Here is an 18,770-nt window from a genome sequence, read left to right as displayed (position 1 = left end):
CTATCAGCCGCTCAGCGCAAAACCTCTGCATCCAAAGCGTGAATCAGATTTTACGCCAAACGGGAATCCCCTAATCCCCACTTTCGCAACAGGTCTAATTGCTCCGCAATCTCCTTGTTGCGAAGACCTGCGCAGGCAAGGCGCATGACTTCGTCTTCGCGCTTTGTCAGTTCTGCCAGCTGCTTTCGCGCCTGATCGGCGGAATGGTTTTTCTCCACCGTCGGCCGGCTTGAAGACAGGGCCGCCTCGATTTTCTGCACGATCATTTCAAACGTAGCAGGCTTTTCGATGAAATCGGCAGCGCCGCTCTTCATCGCTTCAACCGCGAGGTGGATGTCGCCGTGCGATGTGAAAAAGATCACCGGAATATGGCGCCGGTCCTGGGGGATCAGTTTCATCGTGTCCAACCCGTCAAGCACGGGCATCCTGACATCAAGCAGTATGCAATCAGGCTCTAGATATTCGAGCGCTTCGAGAAGGTCCGTCCCGCCCATGAACGGGTGAACCTTGTAACCAAACCGCTCAAGACCTCGCCCCACAGTGGTGCGGACGTCACGCTGATCGTCCACAACCGCGATCAGAGGGGCAACTTGCTCAAGTATTGGCATAATCCGGCATCCTGTGTCTTGCCGAAGCCACGAACTGCTTCACAGCGACAAACTTCATCGCCGCTCGCTCGGAAACATCATAGGTTATGAAACAAGATAAGAGTAATGCAAAATTTAATTGGTCGGCAGAGCCGCTCTTCATGCCGAATGGTTAACGGCACTGGTATGATTAATGACCCCTCAATAACACTTGTAAGGGACCACTGGCTTGGGTTGGAACGATCTGGTGAGTGCTGCGGGTTATTACTTTGTCCAAGGCAAATAATGCCTTGCTCGCATCGCTGCAAAGGATAGCCAATGTTTGAAAGGCGACAAGAACCTCGCGCTCTAGCCGTGTTCAAGAGCGCTTATGTGCAGACCACCGACGGTCTGGAATTTGTAACATTGCGAAATATCTCCGATTCCGGGCTGTGCTTCGATTCCTGGCCGGGCGCGGCGGAAGGGGACGAGGTTGAGTTTTGCATCGACTCCAACGGTCTCAGGAAAGGGACGGTGCGCTGGGTGAAAGGCGGGCTGTGCGGCATCAATTCGACCGAGCTGAGCCTGTCCCAGTGGGGGCCCCAAATGTTTCCGTCGCGTTCTGTTCGCCTGCCGCTGTCCGTTCCCGCGCAGCTTTACCTCCATGGTCGCAGCGCGGCAGCCACCCTGCATAACCTGTCGATCCGCGGGGCCTGCATCAGAAGCGACGCCGCGCTCGTCCGCGGGCAGTTGGTTTCACTGCAAATCGCCAATGCGTGTTTCGAACGCGCGGACGTTCGCTGGGAAAGACACGGCCTGTTCGGCCTGCGTTTCGCAGACCCGGTGCATCCGTCGATCTTCCGCGATCTTGTATCGCGGCTGCAAAAACAACCCGCCAGTCACACAGACGCGGTGCCCGCCTTCTCGTATGCTGCGACAAACACACCGGATTATCACCGCCTTAGCGGAGTGAAATAGGTCAAGGCATGGCCGGTTAACCGGACAACCGGCCTAGCTTTCAAGCAGTTCCTGAAGCGCATTGGTCAGTTCGATTGACCGATAGGGCTTCTTGAGCAGCGTGATATTGTCGATCTCATTGAGATTGAGATGTTCGAATGCGAAGGCGGGATAGCCGGAAGTGTACAGCACTTTCATGCGCGGATCGATTTTGTTCGCCGCTTCGGCAAGCTGCTGCCCGTTCATCCCGCCGGGCATGATAACGTCGGTAAACAACAGATCGAATTGGTTGCCGGCATTCAACAGCGACAGCGCCTCGTTGCCATCGGCTGCGGCCGTAACGGTGTAGCCCATCCTGGTGAGCAGCTTTTCGACGTGCGCTCTGAGCTGCGCCTGATCCTCGACCAGCAGAATATGCTGCCCGCGTCCGGGCCGGGCTTTGGCGCTGGCAACCGGAAGCTCCAATTCCATGCCCGCTTCGACGAAGCGAGGCAGGAACAGCTTGATCGTCGTTCCGTGGCCAGGCTCGCTATAGACTGTGACGTGTCCGTCCGACTGCTTGGCAAAGCCATACACAGTGCTCAGCCCAAGTCCCGTTCCCTTGCCGATATCCTTGGTCGTGAAGAACGGTTCGAAGACTTTGGCCAGCACGTCCGGCGCCATCCCTTCCCCGTTGTCGGTGACCGACAACACCACATAGTCGCCCGGTTGAAGCTCGGATTGAAAGGGGTGTGAACCATCCGAAATCGTCTGGTTGTCGCAGCAGATGATGATATCGCCGCCATTCGGCATGGCATCGCGCGAATTGACCGCAAGGTTCACGATGGCCTGCTCCAGCGCATTGGCATCCGCCTTCACCTGCCACACGCTGGGCGGGACAATGCATTTGATCGTGATGGACTCCGGGATTCCGGCACGAAGCAAAGCCACGGTGTTGGGGATCAATCTGGTTAGATCGACAGACCGCGTCAACAAATGCGACTGGCGGGAAAACGACAGGAGCCGCTGGGTCAAATCGGCAGCGCTGCTGCATGCCTGATTGATCAGCGACACAGACTCGGCCTGGTCCTCGTCAAGCTCGCTCATCTCCAGAAGCTCGGCATTGCCCTGAATGATCATCAGCTGGTTGTTGAAGTCATGCGCCACACCGCCCGTGAGTTGCCCAACCGCCTCAAGCGCGCGCGCGCGGGAATAGCCGTCCTGTTGCCGCTTTTCGATCGTCACATTGCGGGCATTGCCCAGCATGCGGTGGGCCCTGCCATCGGGATGGCGCAGGATCGCCGCCTTGACCGCCAGAACAATCTTGCCGCCATCATTGCCGATCATCCCGAACTGAAACTCCCATTGGGATGCGTCCGATTTGATGGCGGCGACGAAAGACTTGTTCAGCGCCTCACGGTCTTCCGGGTCGACATAGTCAAGGTAGAGCTGATCGTCAGCCGGATCGGTTTCGATGTCGATTTGGAGGCGCTGCGGCCAGTTTGGCGTGACCCACAGAGTATTCTTGCCAAAAGCGCGGTCCCACAGCACATCGCTCACGGTATCGGCAATGATGCGGAAGCGTTCTTCGGATTCCTCCAGCGCGTGCATGGCACGGGTCAACTGCCCGGCGTCTGTCCCGGTGCCGATGATCCTGAGGGCCTTACCCGCCTGATCACGCACAATGAACGCGCGCACGGCCGCATGGCCGCTGGTCCCGTCCGGGCGTTTGAACCCGTAATCAACGGAATAGCGAACCTCGCCGGAATCGATGGCTTGTCGGGTGACGCGCCGCACGAGATCGTGATCGGCTTCGACGGCACTGATCCCTTCGAGCCCGTCCAGGCTGATATGGCTGGGAGGCGGATAGCCGTAAACCGTTTCAAAGGCTTCATTGGCCCAGTATTCGCCGGTCTCGATATTCCACTCAAAGATCACATCCTGCGTCGCGCGAGCGGCAAGCTCGAAGCGCTCCTGATAGATCTTGATGTCTCGTTCGGCCTCTTTGATTTTGGTGATATCAGTAAAACTGGTCAGAACCTCAACCACTTCGCCATCGGCATTCATGACCGGAAAGGCATTGCAGATCAGCCAAACCAGCTCGCCATCACTTTCGCGAAAATTACCGAACACAAGGCCGCGCACCGGCTGGCGTTCAGCAACCGCGCGGTTGACCGGGTAATCTTCAATCGGAAGCGGAGAGCCATCTTCCTTGATAAAGGCCCACCGCGGATCCCAATTCACAGCCCCAATGATGGAATCGCGCGTCACACCCAGCAGTTCGACTGCTCTGGGGTTTGCATAAAGTATTTCCGTATTCGCCTTATGCAGCACCACTGCCGAAAGAATGTTCTCCAACATGAACTGATGATCGCGCTCGAGCTTGCTGGCTCTGATTTCCGCGCTTTTCTGCCGCGTGATATCCCGTGAAATGCCAACAAAGTGCTTGAACGAACCGTCCTGATGGAATTCAGGTTTGAATGTCAGGTGGTTCCAGAACACCTCACCCGACTTGCGATAATTGAGTATTTCGCCTGAAAACGCACAGCGGGCGTTAATCGCTGCGGTGATTGCTTCAATAGTGTTGCGGTCAGTTTCGGGCCCCTGCATGATCCCGCAAAGAGCACCGGCCACCTCTGATCGATCAAATCCAGTAATATTGAGGAAAGCCTGGTTGCAGTACACGATCTTGCGATCGTCACCAAACACGCAAACACCCTGCGAAACGGCATCGAGAATGCTGGCAAATGCGTCGTTGTTCATAACGCGCCCCTCCCCCGCCCGTCTTTTCGCAGGCTATTGGTGTGAATTAAATTACGCCGTCATGCAAGTGAACAGCACCTCGAAATAGTGTGTTCGTGATGAAAATTTGGTGCAGAGCTTTTCAACCCGCGCCGCGCGCCTGCTGACGCTCCGGCCCTTTCCCAGGCACTTTGGCAGCGGATCAGATAAATGATTCGAAAACGATGTCATTGCCGTGATATGTAATGATCCACTGTACGTTTCGCAGACTGCACTCAATCCTAACTTAGGATAGCATTTTAATCAATCAATATTGAGGATGGGCGCGTGGGGACGAGAGACCGGCTTATCGAAATCGAGATGCTAGACAGCCTTCCCGAACTTAAGTTCGATCAAATCGTTGAAATGGCCGCTGATATTCTTGGATCTCAGGTTTCGCTATTGTCCATCATTGACGAGGCTGAGGACAGACAATTCTTCAAGGCCGCGATCGGTCTTCCCGCAGATGTTGCAGCGCAGCGACAGACGCCGCTCAGCCATTCGTTCTGCAAGACGGTCGCGTCCGAAGCGCAAGTGCTCAAAGTCAGCAATGCTAAGGAAGATCCCCGCTTCCGCGACCATCCGGCAATCGAGAGCCTTGGGGTTGTTGCCTATCTGGGTGCACCGATTGTCGCAGGCGAGGACGGGCCGATCGGCGCGCTGTGCGCGATTGTCGATTCCCCGCGCGATTGGTCCGACCGCGACGAGCGCAACCTTGCAACGCTGGCCAGCGCAATATCGGAAATTGTCTCCCACCGGCTGACGATGCTCCGCGAACTTGAGGCCATGCAAAACCTGCGTGACATGACCGAACGGTTCCGTGACGTTGCCGAAAGCGTACCGGGAGCGGTGTTCCGCTACACCTTGCACCCCGATGGGACCGATACGGTCGATTACATGTCGTCGGGCTGCCGCGAGATTTGGGAGGTGTCTCCCGAAGAAATGCAGAACGATGCATCGAAGCTGTGGGAGTGTATCGTTGAAAGCGATGCTGCCGGGATGCAGGCATCGGTGCAACGGTCTGCCAGAACTTTCGAACTGTGGCAGCATCGCTGGTCAATCATTCCCAAGTCCGGCAAAAAGAAGACACTCCAAGGTTACGGCATGCCCGTATCACGGCCTGATGGATGTGTGGCCTGGAATTCAGTCATTATTGACGTGACAACCGAAGTTGTCGCCCAAGAACGGGTTCACCAGCAGGATATGCTTCTCTCCGATTATCAAAAGCAGGAAGCAATTGGTCAGATAGCGGCCGGTGTTGCGCATGATTTCAACAATCTGCTGTTTATCATCATGGGAAGCGCTGAAATGCTGAGCGAAGACCTGACCGATGAAGACCAGATCGCAACGCTCCAGGCCATTTTTGACGCCACCACACGCGGCAGCGAGTTGACATCCAGTTTGCTGGCCTTTGCGCGCCAATCGGATCTTCACCCCGAAGTTATCGACGCCAATATAGCCATTGCCAATTTGTCGACCCTGCTCCTGCGGACCATCCCGGAGTCAATCGAGCTCAAGTTTTCATTGTCACAAACCCCCTGCACAACCAAGGTCGACAGGGGCTTGCTTGAGCGGGCGCTCCTCAATCTTGTGATCAATGCGCGCGATGCCATGCCCAAAGGTGGCAAGCTCACCATCGAAACGGCCATGGTCGAGCTGGATCGAAACTTCATCGCGGAACGGCAAGAAAATGTCGAACCCGGTTCCTACGCGATGTTGGCCGTGACCGACACCGGGTGCGGTATCTCCAAAGCAAACCTTGAGAAGGTGTTTGAACCATTCTTTTCAACCAAGATGCACCGCGGCGGCAATGGGTTGGGCTTGTCGATGGTTGTCGGTTTCGCCAAGCAATCACTCGGCTTCGTCCGCGTCTATTCGGAGGAAGGGCATGGCACATCGGTCAAGATTTTCATGCCCGCGTCCAGCAATCCCGCCCAACAAAGCGTACACACTGCGCCATTGAGCCGAACCATGCTCGATGGTGTGCGGGTGCTGGTTGCAGAGGACGAGCCGGCGGTGCGGCGCATTGTGGTTCAGATGCTGGAATCCGCCAAGATCTCGGTTGTGGCGGCCGCTTCGGGCGACAGCGCGCTTGCCTTGTTTGAACAGGATCCATCGGCCTTTGACCTTATCCTGACAGACGTGGTGATGCCCGGCACGCTTCAGGGGCCGGAACTGGTGCGGCAAATCCGTCATCAACGCGGAGCGGTCCCTGTCATCTACATGTCGGGATACCCGCACGAAGCGAACGTCCATGGCAATGGTATCCTGGCCAGCGATCTGACGTTGATGAAGCCGGTCAGCCGCTCCACCCTCATCACCGCGATCAGCAATGCGCTGAGACAATAAGGCGATAGGGCCCTCGCTTCGATCCGGCGTGCCGCGTCAGACCGATCGCTCAGCTATCAAGCACCTTGGACAGCGCTTCTGCCAGTTCGATGGACCGGTAAGGCTTCTTGAGCAGCCGGATGCTGTCGGCCTCCTCCAGCCGCAAATGTTCAAAGGCAAGGGCCGGATAGCCGGAGGTGAAAAGCAACTTGATGTGCGGGTCGCGCTGCTGGACTTTCTCGGCAAGCTGCTGCCCGTTTATCCCGCCGGGCATGATGACATCTGTAAACAGAAGATCGAACGCCATGCCGCGGTCAAGCAACGCCAGCGCCTCTTTCCCGTGTTCGGCCGCGGTCACGAGATAGCCCATCTTGGTGAGCAGCTTGTGGACATGCGCCCTGAGTTCCGGTTGATCCTCGACCAGCAGGATGCGCTGTCCGTTGCCGGGGCGCGCCTGCTGGATTGCAACAGCTGCCTCGCGCTGCACGGCGGCCTCGATAAAACGAGGAAGGAAAAGCTTGATCGTCGTGCCTTGTTCAGGCGCACTGCGGATCGTCACGTGACCATCTGATTGCTTGGCAAAGCCATAGACGGTGCTCAACCCCAGCCCTGTTCCCTTGCCAACGTCTTTGGTGGTGAAGAACGGCTCAAACACCTTGGCCAGCACTTCGGGCGGCATGCCTTCGCCATCATCGGTCACTGAAACGACCACATAATCCCCCGGCGCAAGCTCTGATTGCAGGGGGTGCGCATCGGTCGCAATGGTCCGGTTTTCGCAATCAATCGTGATGGTGCCGCCATCCGGCATCGCATCGCGCGCATTCACCGCAAGGTTTACAATCGCCTGTTCAAGCGCGTTGGCATCGGCTTTCGCCTGCCAGATGCCAGCGGATACCTTGCACCGGATCGTAATCGATTCCGGTATGCCGGCGCGCAGCAGAGCGACCGTATTGGGCACCAGCCTGGTCAGATCAATGCGCCCGGTCTGCAAATGCGACTGGCGCGAGAACGACAGGAGCCGCTGCGTCAGGTCGGCAGCACTGCCGCACGCCTGGTTGATGAGCGCAACAGATTCTGCCTGGTCTTCGTCCAGTTCGCTCATTTCCAGCAATTCGGCATTGCCCTGGATAATCATCAACTGGTTGTTGAAGTCATGCGCCACACCGCCGGTCAACTGGCCGACCGCTTCCAGCGCGCGCGCCCGCGAATAGCCTTCCTGCTGCCGCTTCTCGAATGTCACATTTCTGGCGTTGCCCAGCATGCGATGAGCTCTGCCGTCAGGGTGCCGCCGGATGGCCGCTTTGACCGCCATATCGATCTTGGCACCATCGCTGCCGATCAGGACGTACTGGATTTCCCATTGCGCCGCATTCGACCGGATGGCGTCACGGAAAGACTGCTGCACCCGCGCCGCATCGTCGGGTTCCACATGATCAAGAAAGAACCTTTCCTGTGTCACGCCAGGATCGATCGCGATCCGTAGCCGGTCCGGCCAATCGGGCGTCACCCACATCGTATCGGTGTCGAAATTGCGATCCCACAGAACATCGCTGACGGTATCTGCAATGATCCGGAACCGCTCCTCGGATGCTTCGGCTGCGTGCATCGCCCGGGTCAGCTGGCCGACATCCGTGCCGGTGCCAATGATCCTCAGCGCCTTGCCCGCCTGATCGCGCACGATGAACGCGCGAACCGCAGCGTGGCCCTTGGTGCCATCGGGCCTGTCGAAACCATAATCGATCGAATAGCGCTCCGTGCCGGATTCGATGGCTTCAAGGGTCAGGCGGCGCACCAGATCATGATCGGCCTCCACCGCGCTGATACCTTCGAGATGGTCGAGACTGATGTGGCTGGGGGCGGGGTAACCATAGACCGTCTCGAAGGCCTCGTTGGCCCAATAGGCACCGGTTGCAACGTCCCATTCAAAGATCACATCCTGCGTCGCACGGGCCGCAAGTTCAAATCGTTCGCGGTAGATCCGCCCCTCGTGCTCGGCTTCCTTCAGCTGGGTAATTTCGGTGAAGCTGGTCAGCACCTCAGCCACATGGCCTTCGCTGTTCAGCAGCGGAAAAGCGTTGTAGATGAGCCAGATGAGCTTCCCGTCACTAACCCGCTGGTTGCCAAACACCAAGCCGCGGATCGGCTTTCGCTCAACCACCGCCCGATTGACGGGATATTCGCTGATCGGCATCGGCGTCCCGTCTTCGCGCAGAAAGGCCCAGCGCGGATCATCGTTCGTCGCGCCGACAACCGATGCCTCGTGCACGCCAAACAGCTCCAAGGCTCTGGGGTTGGCGTAGACAATTTCGGTATTGGCCTTGTGCAGCACCACGCCGGACAGCACGTTTTCCATCATGAACTGGTGATCAAGCTCAAGCTTGACCGCCTTCAGCTCAGCATCCTTTTGCCGGGTGATATCGCGCGAAATACCGATGAAATAGCAAAACGCGCCACCGACATCGAACTCGGGCTTGAAGCTCAGGTCATTCCAGAAGGGCTCTCCCGATTTGCGGTAGTTCCGGATTTCCCCCGAGAAAGCGCGTCGCATGCGGATCGCTTCATCGATGGCTGCAAGGGCAGCGCTGTCAGTCTCTGGTCCTTGCAAGATCCCGCACAGCGCCTCTGCCACATCCGACCGGTCACATCCGGTCATGTCGAGGAAGGCATCATTACAATACAAAATCTTGCGATCGGCATCGAACACGACCACGCCTTGCGAGATCGCGTCAAGGATAGTCGCCAAAGCGTCACTGTCCATCATGTGCCGTCCCCGCCGCCCCATTTGCTCCGACCCGGCTCAGGTTTAACATGCACCGGGCAGAATGGAATTAGGAGATTTCGTCGGTTTTTTGGCAGTGACTGGCCGGAACACTGCAATGGGCTGTGTCAGCGCGGTAGCAGTTTCATTCCTGTACTTGCCTGTTTACCGTCCTGCCCCAAACCAAATCTGCAAGAACGGTCGACCAAGCGCGCAAACCGTCACTCGGGCGGCGCGGCGCATACCTGGCTGCCACTGATTTTCGTCAGAATGTGTGCAAAGGTCTGGAACTGCCGGGAAAAGGCAGTTGGCGGAGCGGGTGGGATTCGAACCCACGATACGCTTGTGACGTATACACACTTTCCAGGCGTGCGCCTTCGACCACTCGGCCACCGCTCCGTATGTTGCACGCGCTCAAGCAGCGAAGCGGTAGCGCAACAAGAACGCGCCACTAGCCGCGAATGGATTGCTTCGCAAGGCGCGTGGTGGCACGTTTCGCAACATGAGAACCATGCTGTTGGCGGCTTCGGCTGCGCTCGCCCTTGCCATGCCGGCCTTTGCGCAGGAGGCGAGCAAGTCGGCTTATCCCGCCCCGTCCGAAATCGTCGCCGCCGCGCCGCGCGCGGACTGGGTGGCAATTGCGGCGGAGGATCTGCTGGTGATGACCCTCGCGCCCGATGCGGGCGGCAAGCCGCGGCAGGTGGTGATCCAGCTGATGCCCGCCCCCTTCTCGCAAGGCTGGGTCCACAACATCCGCCTGTTCGCCCGCGCCAAGTGGTATGACGGCATCTCGGTCAACCGGGTGCAGGACAATTACGTCACCCAGTGGGGCGATCCCAATTACGACAACCCCGAGGCGACGGGGCAAGTGAAGCCGCTGCCCGAGGGGCTGAAGGTGATGAGGGAGGCGGAGTATGTGCTCGGAGATAAAGCCCGCGAGGACTATTGCGGATACCATGTTTGCCCTCCGAACGCACAGGTGGCGCCCGGAAAATTCAGAAGCTACGAACCGTATGCCACGGGGGTGCTCTTCAAGGGCTGGCCCGTCGGGCTGCGTGGAAATCAAGCGTGGCCCACCCACTGCTACGGCATGGTCGGCGTCGGGCGAAACTACTCGCCCGACACCGGCTCGGGCGCGGAGCTCTACACCGTTATCGGCCATGCGCCGCGCCACCTCGATCGCAACATCGCGCTGGTCGGCCGGGTGATCGAGGGGATGGAGCACCTCTCCAGCCTGCCGCGCGGGTCGGGGGCGCTGGGGTTCTACACCGCCGAAGAGGCCGCCAAGCGCACGCCGATCCTGTCGGTGCGGGTGGCGAGTGACCTGCCGAAAGGTGAGCAACCGCAATTCGAATACCTGTCGACCGAAAGCGAGACCTTCGCGACCTATGCCGAAGCCATCGCCAACCGCCGCGATCCGTTCTTCATCGCGCCTGCTGGCGGTGCGGATATCTGCAACATCCGGGTGCCGGTGCGGCGGGTCGCTGAGGCGGGCTAGGTCCGCTCCATCAGCTCGATGCGGTTGCCGAAGGGGTCTTCGGTAAAGAACCGCGCATAGCCTTCGACCGGCTTGTCTTCGCGGATCGGGCAGCCGGCGACCTCCAGCCGCGTACGCAAGACCGCCAGATCATCGACCAGAAACGCCGGGTGCGCCTTGGCTGCGGCACGGAAATCGGGATCGACGCCGATGTGCAGCGCCACCGTGCCACCGGTGAACCAGCAACCGCTGGGTGACAGGTTGGCAGGCTTAGGCACCTCGGTCATGCCGAGCAGCCCGGCATAGAAGCTGCGTGCCTGATCCTCACCGCCCACAGGAATGGCGATCTGGACGTGATCGAGGCCGACAACCACCACTACTGCCGCTCCGCCTGCGCCACCGCGTCGCTGGCGCGCAGGGCCGATACGATGCGGCTGAGGTGTCCCACATCCTGCACCTCGACCTCGACATCATAGGTCACGAACGGATGATCGATCTGTGCCTGCATCAAGGTGATGATGTTGGCCTTGTTCTGCGCAAAGATCCCCGCCATTTCCGCCAGCGTGCCCAGCCGGTCGTAAATCGTGACCGACAATTGCCCTGTCGCCCCGACCGAGCGGTTGCCCCAGGCAAGATCGATCCAGTCGCTATCCACCCCGCTCGCCAGTTCCATGCAGTCGATCGCGTGAACCAGCACGGTTTCGCCCTTGCGGCGGATCCCGACGATCCGGTCGCCCGGCACCGGGTGGCAGCACGGCGCCAGTTCAAACGCCACGCCCGGCGTCAGTCCCCGGATCGAGATCGCGCGTTCCCGCCGCTCCCAGTGTTCGTTGTCCTCGATCCCGGCGGTGCAACCGGGGACCAGAGCTTCCATCACTTCGCGGTCTGAAATCTTCGCAGCGCCAATCGCGTACATCAGGTCATCAGGCTCATCGAGGCCGAGCCGCTCCACTGCGGCGCGGATCGCCTTCTTGCCGATCCGGGCGGGCACGCGCGCAGCGATTTCGTCGAACAGCTTGACCCCGATCGCGGCAACCTCTGCCCGCTCCTTCATCCGCACTGCGCGGCGGATCGCGGCGCGCGCCTTGCCGGTGACGACAAAGCCCAGCCATGACAGCTGCGGGCTGGCGTGGGGGTTCTTGATGATTTCCACCACGTCGCCATTCGCCAGCGGCGTGCGCAGCGGCATGTGCCGCCCGTTGATCTTCACACCCGCTGTCTGGATGCCGAGATTGGTGTGCACCGCGAAGGCAAAATCCACCGCAGTGGCGCCCTTGGGAAGCTGGAACAGCGCGCCCTTGGGGGTGAAGGCGAAGATGCGATCCTGATAGATCGCCATGCGGGTATGTTCGAGCAGCTCTTCGGCATCGTGGCTGGCATCGACGATTTCGATCAGGTCGCGCAGCCAGCCCACTTCGCCGTCGGGCTTGTCGCCCTGCTTGTAGGCCCAGTGAGCGGCCAGACCGAATTCGTTGGTGCGGTGCATTTGCCGCGTGCGGATCTGGACTTCGACCCGCATCGAGTTTTCATACATCAGCGAGGTATGAAGGCTGCGGTAGCCGTTCGACTTGGGGGTGGAGATGTAGTCCTTGAACCGTCCGGGCAGAAACTGCCACGTCGTATGCAGAATGCCCAGCGCACGGTAGCAGTCACCTTCGTCGTCGGTCAGCACACGAAAGGCCATGATGTCGGTGACCTGTTCAAAGCTGACATGGCGTTCGGCCATCTTGTGCCAGATCGAAAAGGGGTGCTTTTCGCGGCCATAAACCTCAACCTTGAGGCCCGCTTCGGCAAGCCGCTGCTTCATCTTAAGCGCAATCGCATCAACCTGCCCGCCATCTTGCGAACGCAGCTGGTCAAGACGGCCCGCGATCGTGGCGTGGGCTTCGGGTTCCAGCTCGCGGAAGGCCAGCGCCTGCATTTCGTGCATGTATTCATACATGCCGACCCGCTCCGCCAGCGGGGCATAGATATCCATCGTCTCGCGCGCGATGCGCTGACGCTTTTCGGGGTTCTTGATGAAATGCAGCGTGCGCATGTTGTGCAGCCGGTCCGCCAGCTTGACCAGCAGCACGCGGATATCCTCGGACATGGCGAGCAGGAACTTGCGCAGGTTTTCGGCTGCGCGCTCGTTCTCGGGCATGGCCTCGATCTTGGACAGCTTGGTGACGCCATCGACCAGCCGGGCGACCTCGGGGCCGAAATGCGCCTCGATATCCTCAATCGTGGCAAGGGTGTCTTCAACCGTGTCGTGCAGCAGCGCGGTGATGATGGTGGCCTGATCGAGTTTCAGATCGGTCATCAACCCGGCAACTTCGACCGGGTGGCTGAAATAGGGATCGCCGCTGGCGCGCTTCTGGCTGCCGTGTTTCTGCACGGTATAGACATAGGCGCGGTTGAGCATCGCCTCATCGGCGTCGGGGTCGTAATCGAGGACCTTCTCGACAAGTTCATATTGGCGCAGCATCGCCTTTGAATATGTGGCCCCTACCCGCTGCGGGCAAGCAGCAACTGCAAAGGCCCGCAAGTTTGCACAGCGCCGGGCTGGCATGGCGGGCGCACTCTGCTAACGTTCTCAAAACTGCCGAGAGGGATTCCACCATGCGCTTTTTCATGACCAGACAAGCCCTGGCCACGGCGTGCCTCCTCGCCGCTGGCGGCGCGTGGGCCGATGACCGCGTTGCCGACACGGCCACGCCTGCGCGCACGCTGGTGTTCGCCGACGAGTTCGATGGCGGCGCGCTCGACCGGACGAAGTGGAACGTCGTGGGCATGGATTTCTGGGTCAACAACGAACAGCAGGCCTATCTCGACAGCCCCGACACGATCCAGTTCGCCAGCGATATCGAAGGCGCGCAAGGCGGCGCGCTGGTGTTGCGGCCGGTCTATCGCCCCGGCGTGGACACGCACAAGGATCGCAAGGCCGATTTCATCTCGGGCCGGATCCATTCGAGCGGCAAGGCTGAATTCACCCATGGCCGCATCGAAGCGCGCATCAGGATGCCCGATGCCGAGGGGGTGTGGCCCGCGTTCTGGATGCTGGGGGGCGGCGAGTGGCCCGACACCGGCGAGATCGACATCATGGAATATGTCGGCGAAAAGGACTGGATCGGCGTGGCACTGCACGGGCCGGGCTATTCGGGCGAAACGCCGCTGGTGAACAAGTTCGTCTTCGACTCCGGCACCGATGCGACCGATTGGCACGTCTATGCGGTCGAATGGACGAAGGACGCGGTGCTGTTCGAAGTTGATGGGCGCCTTACCTACCGGGTCACCCGCCCGATGGTCGAAAACTACGGCACATGGCGCTTCGACAACCCCAAGCACCTGATCGTGAACTTCGCGCTGGGCGGCGCCTATCCGTTCAAGACCAGCAGGATCGCTGCGCCCTATAACGGCTTGCCGCAAACGACCGTCGACAAGATCAAGGCGGGCGAGGTCGCGATGTATGTCGACTGGGTGCGCGTTTACGAACCGCTGGCGGCCGAATAACCCCGGCCGCAAGCGGTTCCGATCAGGTGGCGCTTTAAGACCAGGTCGCTCTGGGCGGCAGGCTCATCAGGATCGCGTCGATATTGCCGCCGGTCTTCAGCCCGAAGATCGTGCCCCGGTCATAGACCAGGTTGAATTCGGCATACCGGCCCCGGTATTCGAACATCCGGGCTTCATCGGCCGCATCGAAGGGCGTGTTCATCCGCCGCCGCACGATCGCAGGGAAAGCGGCGAGGAACTGTTTGCCGATGTCCTGAATAAAGGCGAAATTGCCCGCCCAGCCCGCATCGTCGGCGCATTCCAGATGGTCGGCGAAGATCCCGCCGACCCCGCGCCCGACCTGACGGTGCGGGATGTAGAAATATTCCTCCGCCCACTTGGAATAGCGCTCGTAAAAATCGGCCCCATGCGGATCGCAGGCGGCCTGCATCGCCTTGTGAAACTCTGCTGTATCCTCGGCATAGGGGATCGGCGGGTTGAGGTCGGCCCCGCCGCCAAACCATGCCTTGGTGGTGGTGAGGAAGCGGGTGTTCATGTGGACGGCGGGCACATGCGGATTGGTCATGTGCGCGACAAGGCTGATGCCGGTAGCGACAAAGCCGGGCGCATCGGCGCTCGCCCCGTTGATGCTGCCGGCAAACTCCTTGGCAAAGCTGCCGCGCACGGTCGACACGTTCACGCCGACTTTTTCGAAGACCTTGCCCTTCATCAAACCCTGCACGCCGCCGCCGGGATCGGGATTGCCTTCCTCTTCGCGGTTCCAGGGGGTGTATTGGAAGCTGGCGTCAGACCCAGCCTCGCGCTCGATGGCCTCAAATTCGGCGCAAATCTGGTCGCGCAAATCTTCAAACCACGTGCGCGCGCGCTCCGTGTAAGGTGTCCAGTCCGTCATACATCCCCGTCCGTCATTCAAACCGCACCATAGGCGATGAAGCGGACCACACAAGCCCCGCTTTAGCCCCACGAGACAGTTGCAAAGCCGAATGTTTGCAGGCACAGGCGGGCCATGGTTCCTGCTATGTTCGCCCCGTTTGAATTCGCCGCGCACGAAATGCTGCTCGGGCCGGGGCGCGCGCTGTACTGGCCCGCCGAACGTGCGCTGCTGGTGGCGGACCTGCATCTCGAAAAGGCGAGCTGGTTCGCACAGCGCGGGTCAATGCTGCCGCCGTATGACAGCCGCGACACGCTCGAGCGGCTGGCGGATGCAGTGCGCGAGACGGGGGCGCGGCGGGTGATCACGCTGGGCGACAATTTCCACGATGACGCGGGCGCATTGCGCTTGGATGCCCATTGCACCGGTATGCTCGAGGCGCTGACCCGCGCGCTGGAATGGGTGTGGATCACCGGCAACCACGACGAGGAACTGCCGAAGGGCTTCGGCGGGACGATCGTGCCGGAGCTGGAACTGGGCGGGGTAATCCTGCGCCACGAAGCCCGCGCCGGCGAGACCGCGCCCGAGCTTTCCGGCCACTACCACCCGAAGCTGCGGGTCAACGTCCGGAACCGCCATATTGCCCGTCCTTGTGCGGTCATGGGCCGGAGCGAGAGCGGGGCCGAGCGCATGATCCTCCCCGCATTCGGCAGCCTGACGGGCGGGCTCGACGCCGCCCACCCCGAAATCCTCGGCGCACTGCAACCCGCGCGCGCCATCGAGGCGCTGATGCCCGCCAAGGGCCGCATCGCCCGCTTCCCGCTGTGGCAGACGGCGTGATGCATTTCGTCCCGCTCCGCTATGTGATCGGAACACTCACGGTCTGGCACGGGGTTGCTCTGCTCGCGATCATGGCCCCCAGCGCCTACGCATATGTCACCAGCACAGCCGCCAAACCGACGCTGGAGACGTCGCTGCCCAGACTTTTCCTGCTCAGCTTTATGGCGGTCTGGATGTACTGCCTTGCTGCACTGGTGCTCGGACGGCTTTTCGGAGACAAATTTCCTTTTGCGCAAGTCTGGCCTTCGGCATTGGCGCTCGGTTTCTCGATGGCTGTGGTCTTCGTGGCCTGCTCACTGGCGTTCGATGGAAAGACTCTGACCTTGGAATTGGCCCTTTTCTCGGTCTTTGGCATCGCGTTTTTCACGCTGGGTCTCGCCCTGTTCGCCTGCATCGCGATTTTTCTGATGCCAAGAGCCGTCGGCTTCGGTCTCGTCGACTGGCCCAAAGCCTCATGGGGCGTGCACCTTTACCGCGCCCCCTAAGACTCCACCTAGCCTTAACGCGCGTTTCGCACTAAGGAGCGCGCAGACACGCAGCCACCACAGGAGAACACCCCATATCACGTCCACCCCGGCGCTCGATGGCCCCGCCAATCAAAAGCGGCCCTCGTTTTGATAACATGATCAACGTCCCCAAGGTCCGCGTCATTGATGACGAAGGCGAAAACCTTGGTGTGATGTTCACCCGCGAAGCGATTGAGCAGGCCAATGAAAAGGGCCTGAACCTCGTCGAAGTGTCCCCCAATGCGGACCCGCCGGTGTGCAAGTATCTCGATGTCGGCAAATTCCGCTACGAAGCGCAGAAGAAAGCCAATCTGGCGCGCAAGACGCAGAAAACGCAGGACATCAAGGAAGTGAAGATGCGCCCGAACATCGACACGCATGATTATGATGTGAAGATGCGCAACGTCACCAAGTTCATCGAACACGGCGACAAGGTGAAGATCACCCTGCGTTTCCGTGGACGCGAAATGGCCCACCAGCACCTCGGCATGGACCTGCTCAAGAAGGTGCAGGAAGATGTTGCCGAAGTCGCCAAGGTCGAAGCCTTCCCGCGGCTGGAAGGTCGCCAGATGCTGATGGTGCTCGCGCCCAAGTAAGGCGCAGCCATTCCCTTGCGAGCAATTTTACAACGGGGCGGGCCTTCAAGGCTCGCCCCGTTTGGTATGAGGCGCCCCTATCCGTAAGGGCGCGTCAGTGAGGGCTTGCACGCGGCGGCAACAAGCTGATACCCCTCCACCACCGTAGTCGGGGGGAACAGCGCAGATGACAGCAGGCCGGATCGGTCGCGTTCTAGGACCGCTGGCCTTTGCACTGACGCTGGTATTAGCGCCGCCTGCGGGAATGCCTTCAGGGGCGTGGCTGGTTGCAGGCCTCGTCGTGTGGATGGCGGTCTGGTGGATGACCGAAGCGGTTCCGCTGACCGTGACGGCGCTTTTGCCCTTCCTCATTCTGCCGCTGGCCAGCGTATCCGACGCCGAGACTACGGCGAGCACCTATTATTCGCCCATCCTCTTCCTGCTGCTGGGCGGTGCGTTTATCGCGCTGGCGATTGAGCGCACGGGGATGCACCGCCGCCTCAGCCTAGCGATCCTGCGCGCCGTGGGCACGACCGGGGGCCCTGCCCGACTGCTGCTGGCCTTCATGATCGCCGCTGCGCTGCTATCGATGTTCATCTCCAACACCTCGACCGCACTGATCATGATGCCGATGGCGCTGGCGGTGCTCGACAGCGGACGCGGCACGGCAACAGGTGATGCGCTCGGCAGCGATCAGGCTGGCATCCCCCCGCAGGACGGCCTCGATGGCGCCTTGCCGATGGGCATTGCCTTTGCCGCCAGCATCGGCGGGCTGGGCACGATTGTCGGCTCACCCACCAATGCCATCGCGGTGGGTCTGCTGGACGAGATCGCAGGCGTGCGGATCACCTTTTTGGAATGGTCGATGTACGGCGTGCCGCTGGTGTTGCTCGGCATCCCGCTCGCCGCCTTGATTATCGCGCGGGTACAGCAAGTGTCCGCACACCCCTTCGATATCAACGCGGCGCGCACCGCGATTGATAACAAGGCCCCTTGGACCACGCCCGAAAAGCGGCTGGTGCCGCTGGCGCTCCTCACCTTTGCGGCCTGGGTCACGCAGCCGCTGGTCGCGCCGCTGTTGCCGCCGGGCGCATGGAACGATGGCACGATTGCTGTCACCGCCGCGCTGGCGCTGTTTCTGACGCCCGACGGAACGGGCCGACCGCTGCTGATCTGGCAGGAGGCCGAGCGCGCGCCGTGGAGTGTCATTTTCATGTTCGGCGGCGGGTTGGCGCTGGCCGCCGGGATGCAAGCCTCGGGCCTTGCAGACTGGATCGGTCAGGCCCTGCTGCCGCTGGCGAGCTGGCCGCTGCTATTCGTCGCGCTGGCGGTGGTGGCGCTGGTGATTGTGGTGACGGAATTCGCCAGCAATGTCGCCACGGCCACCGGGATTATTCCGGTGGTGGCAGCCCTGGTGGTGGCGCTCGGCGCCGATCCCGTCCTGCTGGCCCTGCCTGCCGCGCTGGCGGGCAGCTGGGGCTTTATGCTGCCAGCCGGAACCGGGCCCAATGCCATCGCCTGGGCCACCGGACGCATCCGGATCGGCAGGATGGTGACCGCAGGCGCACTGCTCGATCTTGCAGGCGCACTGCTGATTGTCGCCGTCGTGTGGGGCATTGCTGCGCTGCGATGACATGAAC

Annotated in this window: 14 protein-coding genes and 1 tRNA gene; 8 read left to right on the top strand and 7 right to left on the bottom strand. The window is 60.4% G+C overall.

The window, feature by feature from the left end; all coding sequences use genetic code 11:
• Positions 1-50: 50 nt before the first annotated feature.
• Positions 51-608 (bottom strand): response regulator transcription factor, encoded by a 558-nt coding sequence (locus tag C0V72_RS06850; RefSeq protein ID WP_101792581.1) that lies wholly within the window; start codon positions 606-608, stop codon positions 51-53.
• A gap of 297 nt (positions 609-905) precedes the next feature.
• Here C0V72_RS06850 and C0V72_RS06845 point away from each other — a divergent pair, with 297 nt between their 5' ends.
• Positions 906-1,544: a PilZ domain-containing protein gene (locus tag C0V72_RS06845; protein ID WP_101792578.1), complete on the top strand. Its 639-nt coding sequence runs from the start codon at positions 906-908 to the stop codon at positions 1,542-1,544.
• A 33-nt stretch (positions 1,545-1,577) separates the two neighbouring features.
• On the opposite strand, the gene C0V72_RS06840 is transcribed toward C0V72_RS06845, so the two are convergent.
• Complete coding sequence (locus C0V72_RS06840) at positions 1,578-4,265, bottom strand: PAS domain-containing hybrid sensor histidine kinase/response regulator (RefSeq protein WP_101792575.1); 2,688 nt, start codon at positions 4,263-4,265, stop codon at positions 1,578-1,580.
• Positions 4,266-4,571: 306 nt separating this feature from the next.
• Here C0V72_RS06840 and C0V72_RS06835 point away from each other — a divergent pair, with 306 nt between their 5' ends.
• The gene (locus C0V72_RS06835; RefSeq protein WP_143704540.1) at positions 4,572-6,632 is read left to right on the top strand and encodes a response regulator; all 2,061 of its coding nucleotides are present in this window, start codon (positions 4,572-4,574) and stop codon (positions 6,630-6,632) included.
• 49 nt (positions 6,633-6,681) lie between these two features.
• Here the strand turns inward: C0V72_RS06835 and C0V72_RS06830 are convergent, their stop codons facing one another.
• On the bottom strand, positions 6,682-9,369 hold the full coding sequence (locus tag C0V72_RS06830) for a PAS domain-containing hybrid sensor histidine kinase/response regulator (protein WP_172438937.1): 2,688 nt from the start codon (positions 9,367-9,369) through the stop codon (positions 6,682-6,684).
• Positions 9,370-9,677: 308 nt separating this feature from the next.
• Positions 9,678-9,768: transfer RNA gene (locus C0V72_RS06825), tRNA-Ser, on the bottom strand.
• A 103-nt stretch (positions 9,769-9,871) separates the two neighbouring features.
• Between C0V72_RS06825 and C0V72_RS06820 the strand changes: the two genes are divergently transcribed.
• A complete protein-coding gene (locus C0V72_RS06820) occupies positions 9,872-10,867 on the top strand; it encodes a peptidylprolyl isomerase (protein WP_101792567.1) in 996 nt (331 codons plus the stop codon).
• Here the strand turns inward: C0V72_RS06820 and C0V72_RS06815 are convergent.
• Positions 10,864-11,223 carry a VOC family protein gene (locus tag C0V72_RS06815; protein WP_101792564.1) on the bottom strand — a complete coding sequence of 120 codons (360 nt, stop codon included), beginning with the start codon at positions 11,221-11,223 and terminating at the stop codon, positions 10,864-10,866. The two genes, C0V72_RS06820 and C0V72_RS06815, sit on opposite strands and share 4 nt — an antisense overlap.
• A complete protein-coding gene (locus C0V72_RS06810; protein ID WP_101792561.1) occupies positions 11,223-13,313 on the bottom strand; it encodes a RelA/SpoT family protein in 2,091 nt (696 codons plus the stop codon). The genes C0V72_RS06815 and C0V72_RS06810 overlap by 1 nt, the downstream gene beginning before the upstream one ends.
• A 146-nt stretch (positions 13,314-13,459) precedes the next feature.
• On the opposite strand from C0V72_RS06810, the gene C0V72_RS06805 reads away from it, so the two are divergent.
• On the top strand, positions 13,460-14,338 hold the full coding sequence (locus tag C0V72_RS06805; protein ID WP_101792613.1) for a glycoside hydrolase family 16 protein: 879 nt from the start codon (positions 13,460-13,462) through the stop codon (positions 14,336-14,338).
• 34 nt (positions 14,339-14,372) lie between these two features.
• On the opposite strand, the gene hemF is transcribed toward C0V72_RS06805, so the two are convergent.
• Entirely contained in the window at positions 14,373-15,230 is an 858-nt protein-coding gene (gene hemF / locus C0V72_RS06800; protein ID WP_101792558.1) for an oxygen-dependent coproporphyrinogen oxidase, read from the bottom strand.
• 126 nt (positions 15,231-15,356) lie between these two features.
• Here hemF and pdeM point away from each other — a divergent pair, with 126 nt between their 5' ends.
• From pdeM to C0V72_RS06780, 4 genes are all read left to right on the top strand, one after another.
• The gene (pdeM, locus tag C0V72_RS06795; protein WP_101792555.1) at positions 15,357-16,049 is read left to right on the top strand and encodes a ligase-associated DNA damage response endonuclease PdeM; all 693 of its coding nucleotides are present in this window, start codon (positions 15,357-15,359) and stop codon (positions 16,047-16,049) included.
• Positions 16,034-16,534 carry a hypothetical protein gene (locus C0V72_RS06790; protein ID WP_143704539.1) on the top strand — a complete coding sequence of 167 codons (501 nt, stop codon included), beginning with the start codon at positions 16,034-16,036 and terminating at the stop codon, positions 16,532-16,534. The genes pdeM and C0V72_RS06790 overlap by 16 nt, the downstream gene beginning before the upstream one ends.
• Positions 16,535-16,632: 98 nt before the next feature.
• Positions 16,633-17,151 carry a translation initiation factor IF-3 gene (infC, locus tag C0V72_RS06785; RefSeq protein WP_101792549.1) on the top strand — a complete coding sequence of 173 codons (519 nt, stop codon included), beginning with the start codon at positions 16,633-16,635 and terminating at the stop codon, positions 17,149-17,151.
• A gap of 166 nt (positions 17,152-17,317) precedes the next feature.
• Positions 17,318-18,763, top strand: a complete 1,446-nt coding sequence (locus C0V72_RS06780) for an SLC13 family permease (protein ID WP_101792546.1) — start codon at positions 17,318-17,320, stop codon at positions 18,761-18,763.
• The last annotated feature ends 7 nt before the right edge of the window (positions 18,764-18,770 follow it).

The sequence above is a fragment of the Porphyrobacter sp. TH134 genome, from assembly GCF_002855495.1.
Classification (GTDB): Bacteria; Pseudomonadota; Alphaproteobacteria; order Sphingomonadales; family Sphingomonadaceae; genus Erythrobacter.
Note: the sequence above shows the minus strand (reverse complement) of the source record. Positions and strands in the feature narration are given on the sequence as shown.